Origin of the sequence: Billgrantia antri (assembly GCF_017868935.1) — a bacterium.
GTDB lineage: Bacteria > Pseudomonadota > Gammaproteobacteria > Pseudomonadales > Halomonadaceae > Halomonas > Halomonas antri.
In genome coordinates, this window is sequence record NZ_CP053383.1 from 3,061,955 (window position 1) to 3,075,298 (window position 13,344).

General features: G+C 66.3%; 11 protein-coding genes. 3 read left to right on the forward strand and 8 right to left on the reverse strand.

Annotation, left to right across the window (positions count from 1 at the left end; all coding sequences use genetic code 11):
- Window positions 1-37: 37 nt before the first annotated feature.
- The 4 genes from HNO53_RS14215 to HNO53_RS14230 all read right to left on the reverse strand — a co-directional run bounded on the left by HNO53_RS14215 (window position 38) and on the right by HNO53_RS14230 (window position 5,857).
- A complete protein-coding gene (locus tag HNO53_RS14215) occupies window positions 38-1,906 on the reverse strand; it encodes an SLC13 family permease (protein WP_209473132.1) in 1,869 nt (622 codons plus the stop codon).
- Between the two features lie 133 nt (window positions 1,907-2,039).
- Entirely contained in the window at window positions 2,040-2,849 is an 810-nt protein-coding gene (locus HNO53_RS14220; protein WP_209473134.1) for an enoyl-CoA hydratase-related protein, read from the reverse strand.
- A complete protein-coding gene (locus tag HNO53_RS14225; RefSeq protein ID WP_209473136.1) occupies window positions 2,846-5,041 on the reverse strand; it encodes an acetate--CoA ligase family protein in 2,196 nt (731 codons plus the stop codon). The genes HNO53_RS14220 and HNO53_RS14225 overlap by 4 nt, the downstream gene beginning before the upstream one ends.
- A 21-nt stretch (window positions 5,042-5,062) precedes the next feature.
- Window positions 5,063-5,857: an enoyl-CoA hydratase/isomerase family protein gene (locus HNO53_RS14230; RefSeq protein ID WP_209473137.1), complete on the reverse strand. Its 795-nt coding sequence runs from the start codon at window positions 5,855-5,857 to the stop codon at window positions 5,063-5,065.
- Window positions 5,858-6,136: 279 nt separating this feature from the next.
- On the opposite strand from HNO53_RS14230, the gene HNO53_RS14235 reads away from it, so the two are divergent.
- Complete coding sequence (locus HNO53_RS14235; RefSeq protein ID WP_242597428.1) at window positions 6,137-7,063, forward strand: MurR/RpiR family transcriptional regulator; 927 nt, start codon at window positions 6,137-6,139, stop codon at window positions 7,061-7,063.
- Window positions 7,064-7,129: 66 nt separating this feature from the next.
- Here the strand turns inward: HNO53_RS14235 and HNO53_RS14240 are convergent, their stop codons facing one another.
- The gene (locus HNO53_RS14240; RefSeq protein ID WP_209473141.1) at window positions 7,130-8,107 is read right to left on the reverse strand and encodes an NADPH:quinone reductase; all 978 of its coding nucleotides are present in this window, start codon (window positions 8,105-8,107) and stop codon (window positions 7,130-7,132) included.
- A gap of 87 nt (window positions 8,108-8,194) precedes the next feature.
- Window positions 8,195-8,755 (reverse strand): hypothetical protein, encoded by a 561-nt coding sequence (locus HNO53_RS14245; RefSeq protein WP_209473143.1) that lies wholly within the window; start codon window positions 8,753-8,755, stop codon window positions 8,195-8,197.
- 135 nt (window positions 8,756-8,890) lie between these two features.
- Here HNO53_RS14245 and HNO53_RS14250 point away from each other — a divergent pair, with 135 nt between their 5' ends.
- Window positions 8,891-9,655, forward strand: a complete 765-nt coding sequence (locus HNO53_RS14250) for a glycerophosphoryl diester phosphodiesterase (protein WP_209473145.1) — start codon at window positions 8,891-8,893, stop codon at window positions 9,653-9,655.
- A gap of 80 nt (window positions 9,656-9,735) precedes the next feature.
- Complete coding sequence (gene nadE / locus HNO53_RS21650; protein WP_338034791.1) at window positions 9,736-11,076, forward strand: ammonia-dependent NAD(+) synthetase; 1,341 nt, start codon at window positions 9,736-9,738, stop codon at window positions 11,074-11,076.
- A 77-nt stretch (window positions 11,077-11,153) separates the two neighbouring features.
- Here nadE and HNO53_RS14265 read toward each other — a convergent pair whose 3' ends face one another.
- Both HNO53_RS14265 and bluB read right to left on the reverse strand, forming a co-directional pair.
- A complete protein-coding gene (locus HNO53_RS14265) occupies window positions 11,154-12,605 on the reverse strand; it encodes a cobyric acid synthase (RefSeq protein ID WP_209473147.1) in 1,452 nt (483 codons plus the stop codon).
- Window positions 12,593-13,324 (reverse strand): 5,6-dimethylbenzimidazole synthase, encoded by a 732-nt coding sequence (gene bluB, locus HNO53_RS14270; protein ID WP_209473149.1) that lies wholly within the window; start codon window positions 13,322-13,324, stop codon window positions 12,593-12,595. The genes HNO53_RS14265 and bluB overlap by 13 nt, the downstream gene beginning before the upstream one ends.
- Window positions 13,325-13,344 lie beyond the last annotated feature (20 nt).

A 13,344-nucleotide genomic window follows, 5' to 3' on the forward strand; every position in this document is an offset into this window, starting at 1 on the left:
AACCCCGGCCCAGCGCCGGGGTTTTTCGTTGCCTCTCCTACAACGGCCAAACCAGCAGGATCATCGGTATCGCCACTGCCATCACGACCATCTCGAGCGGCAGGCCCATCTTCCAATAGTCGCCGAAGCGATAGCCGCCCGGCCCCATCACCAGGGTATTGGACTGGTGCCCGATGGGGGTGAGGAAGGCGCAGGAGGCACTCACGGCCACGGCCATCAGGAAGGGATCGACGGAAGCCTCGAAACCGTTGGCCAGACTGACGGCGATCGGTGCCATGAGGACCGCCGCGGCCGCGTTATTGATCACGTCGGATAGCATCATGGTGGTAACGAACAGCAGCACCAGAATCGAAACGACGGGCCAAGTGCCGCCCAAGCGCAGCAGGCTCTCGGCGACCAGCGCCGCGCCGCCACTGGTCTCGAGCGCCGTGCCCACTGGAATCATCGCTGCCAACAGCACGATCACCGGTCCATCGACGGCCTGGTAGCCTTCGCGCAGCGGCAGCACCCCGACCAGCAGCGACACCACGGCGGCAAGCGCCAGGGCGATGGCATTGGGGAGCAGATCGAACAACATGGCGCCGATGGCAAGCGCGAAAATGGCGATCGACACCAGCAGCATGCGCGGCTGCCCCAGCGAAATGTTGCGCCGCGCCAGCGGCAGGCAGCCCAGCGTGGCCAAACTATCACTGAGGTTGCTTTCGCCGCCCTGTAACAGCAGCACGTCACCCGGCTGAAAACGGATATCGCGCAGGCGTTGGCGCAGCCGGCTGCCGTCGCGGGCCACGGCCACCAGATGCATGCCGTACTGGTTATGCAGGCGCAGTTGGGTCACGGTGCGGTTGACCATCACCGAGTCATTGCGCACCACCGCCTCGACCAGCTCCAACCCCTCGGTATCAAAGCCGTTCGTCTTGCGCGGTGTTCCCTTCTCCACCTGTTGCTGCTGATGATCGGCGTCGCGCTCCAACTGGCCGCCCTCATCCTGGACTGGCGCCTCTTCCTCACTCTCCTCCTGCGGATCGAGCCCCACCTGCAGGCCGGCCTTGTCCTCGAGCAGCTTCATCTCCTCGGGGCCGGCCTCCACCAGCAGTACGTCATCCTCCTTCAATACGCCAAGAAAGGCGTGCCCGGCATAGCGACGCTCCTCGCGCAGCACCGCCAGCACGGGAACGGGCTCCTCGAGCTCGTGGTGCAGCTCGCGCAAGGTCCAGCCAAGCGCCTTGGATTCCGCGCCTACCCTGGCTTCGACCAGGTAGTGAGTGATGTCGAACATGGCCTCGGTGGAGGCATTACCGGCACGCCTCGGCACCAGCCGCCAGCCCAGCAGCACGATGAACGCAAGCCCCGCCAGGGCCACGCTGGCCCCTACGGGAAAGAACGAGAACATGCCGAAGGTTTCGCCGGTCACGCTGCCGCGATAGCTGGCAATGATGATGTTGGGCGGCGTGCCGATCAGCGTCATCAGGCCACCGAGCAGCGAGCCAAAGGCCAGCGGCATCAGCAGCAGCGACGGCGAGGTGTCGTGCTCCCGCGCCAGGCGCATGGCCACCGGCAGCAGCAGCGCCAGGGCGCCCACATTGTTCATGAAGCCCGAGAGAACCACCACCGTGGTCGTCAGCGCCACCAGCTGCAGGAACAGCCGATCGCCGATCTTGAGAACCTGCTCGGCAATGACATCGACCACGCCGGAGCGCTCGAAACCGCGACTGAGCACCAGCACCGCCGCCACGGTAATGACGGCAGGATGACCGAAGCCATGGAACGCCTCCTCGCCCGGCACCAGCCCCAGGATCACGCAAGCCAGCAGCGCGGACAGGGCTACCAGATCGTAGCGGAAGCGCCCCCAGACGAAGGCGGCCAGCGTGAGTCCCAGCACGATGAATACCAGCGTATGGTCGGCCATACCCGCTCCCTGTCGTGGCACAGGCTTCAGCACAACAGTCGCACGAGAAAAAATCCAGCCTTTTCGATCACTTCGGGCGAGGGAGAAGGAAAAAACCCGGCCGAAGCCGGGTTTCATGTGAGCTCAACGCAGACTATTTCGCCATCTTCTCGAGCATGGCGTTGACCGCCGTCAGATGCTCCGGCTCGTTGTGACACATGCCCTGGAACACGGCACAGACATCGAGGAAGTCCTTGAGCTCGGTGCGCTGGGCCATCTTCATCAGCCGCTTGGTCAACCGCGTGGCCTTGGGTGGCTGCTCGGCGATGCGCGCCGTCATTTCGCCTACCCGCTCCATCAGCGCCTCCGGTTCGGTCACCTCGAGCACGATGCCATACTCCTTGGCCTCCTCGGCGTCGATCACCCGCCCGGAGAGAGTCAGCTCGAAGGCCCGCTGGTAGCCGATCAGGCGCTGCATGAACCAGGCACCGCCATCGCCGGGGATGATGCCCAGGTTGAGGAAGGTCTCGCCGAACTTGGCCTTGCGCGAGGCGATGCGGATATCCGCCATGTTGGCCAGATCGAAGCCGGCGCCGATGGCCGGGCCGTTGACCGCGGCGATCACCGGTACCTCCACCGCCTGCAGCGCCAGCGGGATGCGCTGGATACCGCGCCGATAGCGCCCCGCCACTTCGGCCACGTCGCCGGCGAAATCACCACCGCGGTTGGCCATGTCCTTGACGTTGCCACCGGCGGAGAACGCCGAACCCGCCCCGGTGAGGACCAGCACCGAGACCTCGTCACAGCGATTGACCCACTCCGCCACGGCGACGATGTCGTCGGCCAGGGCCGTTCCGGTCAGGGCGTTGCGCACGTCGTGGCGGTCCAGGGTCAGGGTTGCGACGCGCTCTTCCAGGGTCAGCAGCGCATCCTGCAGGACGGGCTGGTATACGCTCTCGCTCATGCTGCGCTCTCCTCGTCATGACTGGCGATGGGTTCGCGCTCCACGATAACCCGGGCATCCACCACGGCATAGCCGTCGGCGTTGAGAATCACCGGGTTGAGATCCAACTCGCTGAGCTCGGGATAGGCGTCGGCGATGCGCGATACCGTGAGCAACAACTCCACCAGCGCCTCCTTGTCGATTCCCGGCTCGCCGCGAGCACCCTCGAGCACCTTGCGCGCCTTGATCTGCTCCACCATGCTGCGCGCATCGTGGCGCGACAGGGGTATCGAGCGAAAGGCCACGTCCTCCAGTATCTCGACGAAGATCCCGCCCAGGCCGAACATCAACACCGGGCCGAAGATCGGATCGCGAATCACGCCGACGATCACCTCGACGCCCTTCTTCGCCATCGGCGCAACCAGCACGCCCTCGATCTCGGCCTGATCATCGTAGGCGCGGCAGGAGGCGAGGATCTCGTCGCGCGCGCGACGCAGCGCGGCCTCGCCCATCAGGTTGAGCTTGACCCCGCCGGCATCCGACTTGTGCAGGATGTCCTTGGACACCACCTTCATCGCCAGCGGCGCTTCACCGAATGCGGCCACCGCTTCGGCCAGCTCCGCGTCGCTGCGCACGACCCTCTCCTGCGGCACCTCGATGCCGTGCTCGTGCAGCAGCTGCTTGGCCTCGTACTCGAACAGGTCGCGTCCCTCCGCCCGGGCGCGGGCGAACAGCTCGCCGAGCTCCGGTTTCGGCTCGAGCGCCGGCTCACGCGGATACTGCTCACAGAGCTGGAGGTAATCGCCGCGCTCGCCCAGCGCCCGCAGCACGCGTACCGATTGCTCGATGGAGGAGTAGATCGGGATGCCGGCTTCATGCAGCCGGCGCAGGGCAGGCGGCTTGATCGGCGTGTAGAGGCTGTAGATGACCAGCGGCTTGTCGGTGGCCTTGGAGAGGTCGACCATCGCCTCGGCGCCGCGCATCTCGTCGCCCAGCAGCGATTCGGCGAAGCGAATGCTGTAGCCACCGAACATGCCGACGAGAAAGATGCTGTCGACGTTGTCGTCGGCGGCGACGATCTCCATGCAGGTGGCCAGCAGCGAGGGGTTGGCGTCGGTGGAACCCGCCACGTCAACCGGGTTGACCGTCGAGGCCTGGGGGAAGAGCACCTCGCGCAGCTTCTGGCGGGTCTCCTCGGAGAGCTCGGCCAGGGTGAGGCCCGCCTCGGCCAGGCGGTCGGAGGCGATGGTGGCCTGGCCGCCGCCGTCGGAAATCACCGCCACCCGCTTGCCGCGCGCCTTCTGCAGCAAGCCGAGCCCCTCGGCTACCGGCAGGATCTCGTCGGAGCGATGCACCACGCTGACGCCGGCCTGGCGCAGCAGGTCCACGGTCATGGCGTAGCTGCCGGCCAGCGCGCCGGTATGCGAGCTGGCCGCCTTCTGGCCGGCCTCGGTGGAGCCCGACTTGTAGACCACTACCGGCTTCATGGCGGTGACGTCGCGCGCCACCTCGAGGAACTTGCGCCCGTCGCGGAAGCCCTCCACGTAGAGGGTAGCCACACGGGTGTGTTCGTCCTCGCCCAGATAGCGCAGATAGTCGTTGAAACCGATGTCGCTCTGGTTGCCGGGACCGACATAGGTGGAGAAACCGACCTGGCCGTTGTACTGGGCCTCGAGCGCCAGCGACAGCAGCATGTTGCCCGACTGGGAGATGATCCCCACGTCACCCGGCTTGACGTTGTCCAGGGCAAGCAGGTTGACGTGATGGTGCAGGTTGAATACCCCAGAGGTATTGGGTCCGATGACGCGCACGCCGTGGGCTTCGGCCTGGGCCATCATCTCGCGCTCGAGCTCGGTGCCTTCAGCGCCGATCTCGGCGAAGCCGCTGGCGAGAATCACCGCGCCCTTGATGCCGTGGCGGCCACACTCGGCAATCAGCCCCGGCACGCTGGCCGCCGGCGTGCAGATCAGCGCCAGCTCCGGGGAGCCGGGAATCGCGGCGATCGAGGGCCACGCCTCGATCCCCAGGATCAGATCGGCCTTGGGGTTGACCGGATAGATAGCGCCACGGAAGCCGTCCTTGATCAGGCCCACCATGGCCTTGTAGCCGCGCTTGGTCGGATCGCTCGAAGCGCCGACCACGGCAATGCCGGACGGCGCCAGGATCTCGTGCAGCGGACTGCGTGTCGGAAGATGTCCTTCGATTGGGTTCATGTCTCGCATCCTTGAGTCTGTTCAGTGGCCCTGGAACCGGGGGGTGCGCTTCTCGGCGAAGGCATCGACCCCCTCCTGCCAGTCGGCCGTGGTGGAGCAGGTAAAGACCGCGTCCAGTTCCTGCTGCAGCTGGCTTTCGAGCCCGGTGTCGCTGCCTTGGTTGACCAGCCGTTTGAGCATGGCGATCGATACCGGCGCCTGCCGGGAGAGGCTCTCGGCCAGGTCCAGAGCCTCCTGCATGAGTCGATCGCCGGCATGGCAGGAGGTGGCCAGGCCGATGCGCGCCGCCTCGTGCCCGTCGATGCGCCGCCCGGTGTAGAGCAGTTGGCGCGCCATGTTCAGTCCCACCAGTTGCGGCAACAGCTTGGAGACGCCGCCGCCGACGCAGGTACCGATACTGGTTTCGGGAAAGCCGATCTGCGCCTCTTCGGCCATTACGATGAAATCACAGGCCACTGCCATTTCCGCCCCGGCGCCCAGTGCATAGCCGTTGACAGCGGCAATGATCGGCTTGGGATGACGCAGAATCGCCTCGCAAACGTCGTTGCCAAGCTGAAGGTATTGTCGACGCTGGAACAGCGTGCGCTGGGCCCCGCCGTGCTCCTTCATGTCGGCACCGACACAGAACGCGCGCCCCTCGCCGGTGAGGATCACGCTGCGGACCTCCGGGTCGGCCTTGGCCTCGGACAGAGCAGCGAGCAGTTCCCCGTAGAAGGCCTCCACTACCGCATTGAGGCGGTGCGGCCGGTTGAAGCGGATTTCCATGACCGCCTCCTGGCGATCGATGATGAGGGTTTCAGGACTGGCTGGGCTCATGACTTGAGGCACTCTCGACGCATCGTTGACGGGTTTGCATAACGTTCGGCACCCTTGACACCGAACAGAAACGAATGTGCCGTTATCAAAAAACAAGCGGCACACTTGTGTTGTCGGCATCCTAGCCAAGGCGCAGCATGTCGTCAATACGGATGTACCATTGGGCAAAAAATCTAGAAACATTCGTTTCGTTCATTCACCATTGCCATGCGTTACAATGCGCCTCGCCCCGGCCGTCCTGTCCCGTTGCTGGGCCATGATCCAACGAGGAGAACCGCCGTGCTGGAACATGATCCGCAGACTGCCGAGCTGGACAGTGGCCAGGACCCGGCGCCGACCGGCCTGGACACGGTCAACCAGCAGCTCGCTGCCGCCTACCCCGAGCTCAGCCCACAGTTGAAGCTCGCCGCCGGCTACGTGCTGGAGCATCCGGTCGAGATCGCCTTCCAGTCGATACGCAAGTCGGCGGCCGCGGCGCGCGTAACTGCCTCAACCCTGGTACGCCTGGCCAAGCGCCTGGGCTTCGACAGCTACGAGCAGTTTCGCGACGTGTTCCAGTCCGCCGTTCAGGCCGGTCCGGTGGAGCTCTCGGGGCGCGCCAGCGACCTGCGCACCCTGGCCAGCCAGACCGATGACCAGGTCTTTCTCGATGTGGGCGACGCCGCCTTCGACAATATCGGCCGCCTGTTCACCGCCGATAACCAGACCCGGGTGCGCGAGGCTGCCAGGCTGCTGCTCGACGCCGACAAGATCGCCGTGGTGGGCTTTCGCGATACCTTCGCCTGCGCCTACCACTTCGCCTACGTGGGGCGCATCGCCATGCCCAACGTACAGCTGATCCGCGGCCAGGAGGGCGGGCTGCTGACGGAGCTGGCTCCCTATGGGGATCGGGACGTGGTGGTCGCCTTCGGCTTCGAGCCCTACTGCGCCGAGACCATGCGCGCCCTGGAAATCGCCCGCGCGGGCGGGGCCAAGGCCATCGTCATCACCGATACCCTGCGCTCCCCGCTGGTCCCTGGCGCCACCATGACCTTCACCGTCGCCAACGCCACGCCACACTTCTTCCCTTCGATTCTCTCTGCCATCACGCTGATCGAAGTGCTGCTGGCCGAGTGCGTGGCCTTCGGCCCCGACGAATTGGTCGACAACGTGGCACGCTTCGAGTCGCGCATGCGCGCCATGGGTGCCTACGTCAGCAACGAGTAGCCTGGCCCGAAACGACGGCGCCCGCCTCAGGGAGGCGGGCGCCGCGTTTGGCTGAAGCGCTTGCGCTTACGGCAACAGGAGGGTCGAGCCGGTGGTACGACGCCCGGCCAGGGCATCCTGGGCCTTGCCGGCATCGGCCAGGGCGAAGCGCTGGCCGATATCGACCTTGACCTTGCCGCTGCCGAGCATGTCGAACAGGTCGCGGCACATCATCTCGAGGCGCTCGCGAGTATCGGCATAGCCGTTGAGGCTGGGGCGGGTCACGAACAGTGAGCCCTTCTGGTTGAGTATGCCGAGATTGACACCCTCGACCGGCCCCGACGCGTTGCCGAAGCTGACCATCAGCGATCGCGGCTTGAGGCAGTCCAGCGAGGTGATCCAGGTATCCTTGCCCACCGAGTCGTAGACCACGTCGCACATTTCGCCGTTGGTGAGCTCGCGCACCCGCTCGACCACGTCCTCGCGGGTGTAGTCGATGGTTTCCCAGGCACCGTTGGCCTTGGCCAGCTTCGCCTTCTCCTCCGAACTGACGGTGCCGATCAGCTTCACGCCCAGGGCACGGGCCCACTGGCAGGCGATGGAGCCCACCCCCCCGGCCGCGGCGTGCCAAAGAATCGTCTCGCCACCCTCGAGAGGGGCGGTCTGGCGCAGCAAGTACTGTACGGTCAGCCCCTTGAGCATGCTGGCGGCAGCGGTCTCTGCGTCGACACTGTCGGGCAGTACCACCACCTTCTCGGCAGGCAGCACATGATACTCGGCGTAGGCCCCCAGCGGACCCTGGGCATAGGCGACCCGGTCGCCCTCCTTCAGGTGGCTAACGCCCTCGCCCACGGCGTCGACCACACCGGCGCCCTCGGTGCCGAGCCCGGAGGGTAGCCCCGATACGGGATAGAGCCCGGTGCGGAAGTAGATGTCGATGAAGTTGAGGCCGACCGCCTCGTTACGGACGCGAACCTCGCCAGGCGCAGGGTCGGCCGGCGTCACGTCGACGAGCTCGAGCACCTCGGAGCCACCGGTACGAGCAAACTGGATACGCTTGGCCATGTCATTTTCCTTTGTCCGCTAATGATCGGTGCGCCCATTTCAACGCTGTCCACTCAGGCGGTCAAGCGCAGGCTTCCGCCACTGCTTTCAGCCGGGGAAGGCCGACAGCCGGTCGACGAAGTGACGCTTTTCCTGTTCGAAGAAACGCGGGTCGTGCTTGAAGCGCCGCAGCACGGCGTCGTCATCGAAGCTCAACGCCGGCTCCAGCTCGCCCACACCCTGCGCCGGGTGATGGGGAGAAAGACCGACGCGTCGGCCACCCGGAGCCGCAAACCAGCGATTGATCCCACAGCGGCGAAAGAACGCCTCTTCGTCCTGGTCCACCGCGTCGACCCGCAGCGGGGCTTTCTGGGCCAGCTCGCGAATCAACCGGCGCAGGCTCTCGCGGTCGCCGCCGGGCGAGGCGTGCAGCCACAGCGCCATGCCTGAACCCGACGCATCGAGCGTCAGCAGGGCCAACGCGCCGGGCCTGCCCTGATCGTCCACCAGCGCCCACAGACGCGCAGCTTCATGAGCGAAGAGCAATTGCCGTGTGCCGGTGAACGTGACCAACGGCGACAGCCCCGCTTCCCTTCCATAGATATCGGCGCACAGACGGGCGAGCCAGGCATCGCGCTGCTCGTCACGCTCGGGGGTCATCACCTTCATGCCTTGCCTCGTTGCATCGTCAAAGGCTGCAAGCCTAGCATAGTCGCGGTCGATTCCACGCGTGTCACGCGCTGGGTGTCGTCAACCTGTCATTGCCACCGTTTAGCCTGCCAGGGCCCTCCACCGGAGCTCCACATGCCAAAGCCCCCCGCTATCGCATTGCCCAGACTGATCGCCCATCGCGGGCTCTCCGCCCACGCCCCGGAGAATACGCTGGCGGCGGTGAAGGCCGCCCATGAAGCCGGCTTCCGCTGGGTGGAGCTCGATGTCCAGCTGCTCGGCGACGGCACGCCGGTGATCTGGCACGACGCCACGCTCAAGCGCTGCTCCGACGGTCACGGCAGGCTGGCCACGCTGGATCTCGCCGCGGTGCGCAAGCTCGATGTCGGCGCCTGGTTCGGTGACGACTTCCGTGGCGAGCGCATGGCCACCCTGAGCGACATGTTGGCGCTGCTGGTGGAGCTGGACATGGGCGTCAACATGGAGCTCAAGGTGACCCGCGCGCGCAGCGGCACCGAGCTGGCCGAGGTGGTGGTGCCTCGCCTGCTCAAGGCGTTGCCGCCGGAACGGCTGATTCTCTCCTCCTTCAACCAGCCCGCCCTGCAGCATGCTCGCTCCCTCGCCGACGCCTCCTTGCTGCCCATCGGCGTCCTCACCGAAAGCGTACCCGAGAAATGGCGCTCACGCTGCGAGGCACTAGAGGCCTATAGCATTCATACCGACTGGACCCGGCTCACTGCCCGCCGCGCTCGTGAGATCAAGGCGGCTGGCTACCGGCTGCTGTGCTACACGCCCAACGACCCAACGGCCTTCGCCAATCGCTGGACGTGGGGCGTCGACAGCGCCATCAGCGACGACCCGGCCCTGTTCGCGGGCTTCGCGCCTCCAGCGCACGTCTGATGGGGCACGGATAAAGGACAGCGGTGCTTCAAGTGGTCTAGCTTGAGTAGCAAGCCAGAGAAGCGACAGGAGAACCTGCAATGGAACTGCTCGACACGATCACGGAGTACTTGATCGACAACGAACTCAAGCTCGCCACCGCCGAGTCGTGTACCGCCGGGCTGATCGTCTCGGAGCTGGCCCGGGTGCCTGGCAGCGGCCAGAGCATAGATTGCGGCCTCGGCGTCTATTCGCCCCAGTCGAAGCACCGTTACCTCGGGGTCAGCTTCGACACCATCGAGCGCTACGGACTGACCAGTGAGGCCGTGGCCTGCGAAATGGCCGCCGGAGCACTGGACAACAACGATGCCGACGTGGCCCTGGCCAATACCGGCATCGCTGGCCCCAACCCCGGCGACGACGATACCCCCATCGGCACGGTCTGCTTCGCCTGGGCCTTCCGCCACAACTGCGGCCACCACCATTATTGCGAAACGCGTCGCTTCGACGGCGAACGCAACGAAGTGCGCCTGGCCGCCGCCCACTACGCCCTGGAGCGCCTGCCCCATTACCATCGGCTGTGCCTAGAGAGCACGGCGAAGAGCGAAGAGCAGACACGCTCACACCGAGCCGTGCAACGCGCTATTGGCGTGCAACTACAGGCCAGCCCGGAGGTCGACCCCCGGCAAGAGCTGGAACGTCGCCGCGACTTTCTCTGCGACGCCATGCACGAGAGCGGCCAGACGACACTGGTACTGGGCATCAGCGGCGGTGTCGACTCCACCGTGGCGGGTCGCCTGGCACAGCTCGCCGTGGAAAAGCGCCGTGAACAGGGCGAGCAGGCCGCCTTCGTTGCCATGCGCCTGCCCTACGGCGTGCAGCAGGATGCCGACGATGCAGACAGGGCGCTGGCCTTCATCCAGCCCGATGAAGTGCTCGACGTGAACATCCAGGGCGCCAGCGACGCCCTGCTGGAGGCGCTGGAGAGCGGCGGGCTGACGTTCACGGATGCCCACCAGCGCGACTTCGTGCTGGGCAATATCAAGGCGCGCCAGCGCATGGTGGCCCAGTACGCCGTGGCCGGCACCCGCGGCGGCCTGGTCATCGGCACCGACCAGGCCGCCGAGGCACTGATGGGCTTCTTTACCAAGTATGGCGACGGCGCCTGCGATGTCGCCCCCTTGACCGGCCTGAGCAAGCACCAGGTGCGCCTGCTCGGCCAGCAGCTCGGCGCCCCCGAAGCGCTGGTGGACAAGGCCCCCACTGCCGATCTCGAGTCGCTGGCGCCGCAGAAGCTCGACGAGGTAGCCCTCGGCGTCACGTACGAGGAGATCGACGCCTTCCTGGAAGCCCGAGAGGTCTCCGCAAGCGCCTTCGATACCATCGTCACCACCTACCGGCGCACCGAGCACAAACGCCGGTTGCCCATCACCCCGGACTGAACCCCTGCGCCTGACACCAAGCGGGCCGACACCAGGGTGTGGGCCCGCACGGCAGCCAAGCTGCTCCGACGATACTCTCAGAGCTCCAGCAGGCGCTCGATGGCCGCCATGTCCAGGTGCGCTTCCAGGCAGTCGGCCAGCCGGTCGAGTTCCTGCTGGCGATGCAGCTGGTAATCCACCGCGGCACCCTGCGCACCGAGCCCACAGCGGGCCAGCAGTGCCGCACACGCCTCGGGCCGGTCGAAAAGACCGTGCAGGTAGGTCCCCATGACCTGGCCGTCGGCACTGGCGGCACCGTCGGGCCTTCCCTCCAACTCACACAGAGGCCGCTCCAGGTCAGGGCCTTCACTCACGCCGTTGTGAATCTCGTAGCCGCTGATCGCTACGCCCTCGGCTAGCAAGCGCCCATTCACGTTGCGCAGCTGCTTGCCCGCTACCATGCGTGTCTCGAACTCGAGCAGGCCGAGTCCATCACTGGAGCCTGCCGGGCCCTCCAGGCCATCCGAGTCGTGGACCGCCCGGCCCAGCATCTGGAAGCCGCCGCAGATGCCGAGCACACGGCCGCCGTAGCGCAGATGGCGCTGTATCGCTTCCTCCCAGCCCTGAGCGCGCAGCCAGGCGAGATCGGCTATGGTGCTCTTGCTACCCGGCAGGATGATCAGATCCGCCGGCGGGATCGCTCGGCCGGGCCCGACGAAGGTAAGGTCGACCTGCGGATGCAGGCGCAACGGGTCGAAGTCGTTGTGGTTGCTGATGCGCGGCAGCGCCGGGATCACAACCTTGAGCGTGGCCCCCGGCCCTACCCGACCGCTGCGACCGATGCTGTCCTCGGCGTCGAGCAGCAGCCCCTGTAGATAGGGCAGCGTGCCGAACACCGGCTTGCCGGTGTGCTCGGTGAGCCAGTCAAGGCCCGGCTCGAGCAGGGCGATGTCGCCGCGAAAGCGGTTGACGATGAAGCCATGGGTACGTGAGCGCTCGCTCCCGCTGAGCAGCTCCAGGGTGCCGACCAGTTGGGCGAAGACGCCGCCGCGGTCGATGTCGCCGACCAGCACCACCGGGCAGTCGACCATCTCGGCGAAGCCCATGTTGGCAATGTCGTTGGCGCGCAGGTTGATCTCCGCCGGGCTGCCCGCCCCCTCGGCGACGATCACATCGAAGCGCGCCGACAGCGCCTGCCACGCCGCCAGCACGCTCTCCCGTGCGGTGCGCTTGTAGGCGTGATAGTCCAGCGCATCCATGTGACCGTGGACCCGGCCGCGCAGGATCACCTGGGCGCCGCGGTCGCTCTCCGGCTTGAGCAACACCGGGTTCATGTCGCTATGCGGCTCGACGCCTGCCGCCAGCGCCTGCAGCGCCGTGGAGCGGCCGATCTCGCCGCCGTCCACCGTCACCGCGCTGTTGAGCGCCATATTCTGCGGCTTGAACGGCGCCACCGACACCCCGCGCCGAGCCAGCACCCGGCACAGCCCGGCCACCACCGTGCTCTTGCCGGCATCCGAGGTGGTGCCCTGGATCATCAGGGTTGGCATGGCTTGGCCACCTCTCGCAGCGCCTCGTGTAGGGCCTCGTCCACCGGCGCCTGCCCCCAGCCGTTGCCATGCACCAGCTCGGTGAGGGGCAGTCGCTGACGCCATCCGGAGCGGGCCAGTTCGGGCTGTTCCAGAAACTCGCTGACGTAGCCCAGGCACAGGTACGCCAACGGGAAGACCTGTTCTGGCAGGTCGAGGATCGACGCCAACTCTTGCTGATCGAGGATGCTGACCCAGCCCACGCCGATGCCCTCGGCGCGGGCCGCCAGCCACAGGTTTTGCACTGACAGGCAGGTACTGAACAGGTCCGTGTCGACGATGCTGGTGCGTCCCAGCACCGGGCCGTCGCCACGGCTACGGTCGCAGGTGATGCAGAGGTTGAGCGGGCTCTCCAGGATGCCTTCGAGCTTGAGGCGGCGGTAAGCCTGCTGCCGCTCAGCGGAAAACTGCTGCGCTCCCCGCTCGTTCTCCCGCAGGAACAGCCGATGCACCTGCTCGCGCACCTCCAGGCTGTCGATCACCAGGAAGTCCCAGGGCTGCATGAAGCCCACCGACGGCGCATGATGTGCGGCGTCCAGCAGCCGGGCCAGCACCTCGGGCGGCACCGGGTCCGGCAGGAACTGGGCACGTACGTCGCGGCGCTCGTGGATGGCACGGTAGAGCCCCTCCCGATGTGACGGGGGAAAGGCGTGATCGGCTCGCCCGCTTCGTTCTGCCATGCAGCTCTCCAAAAAGTCAT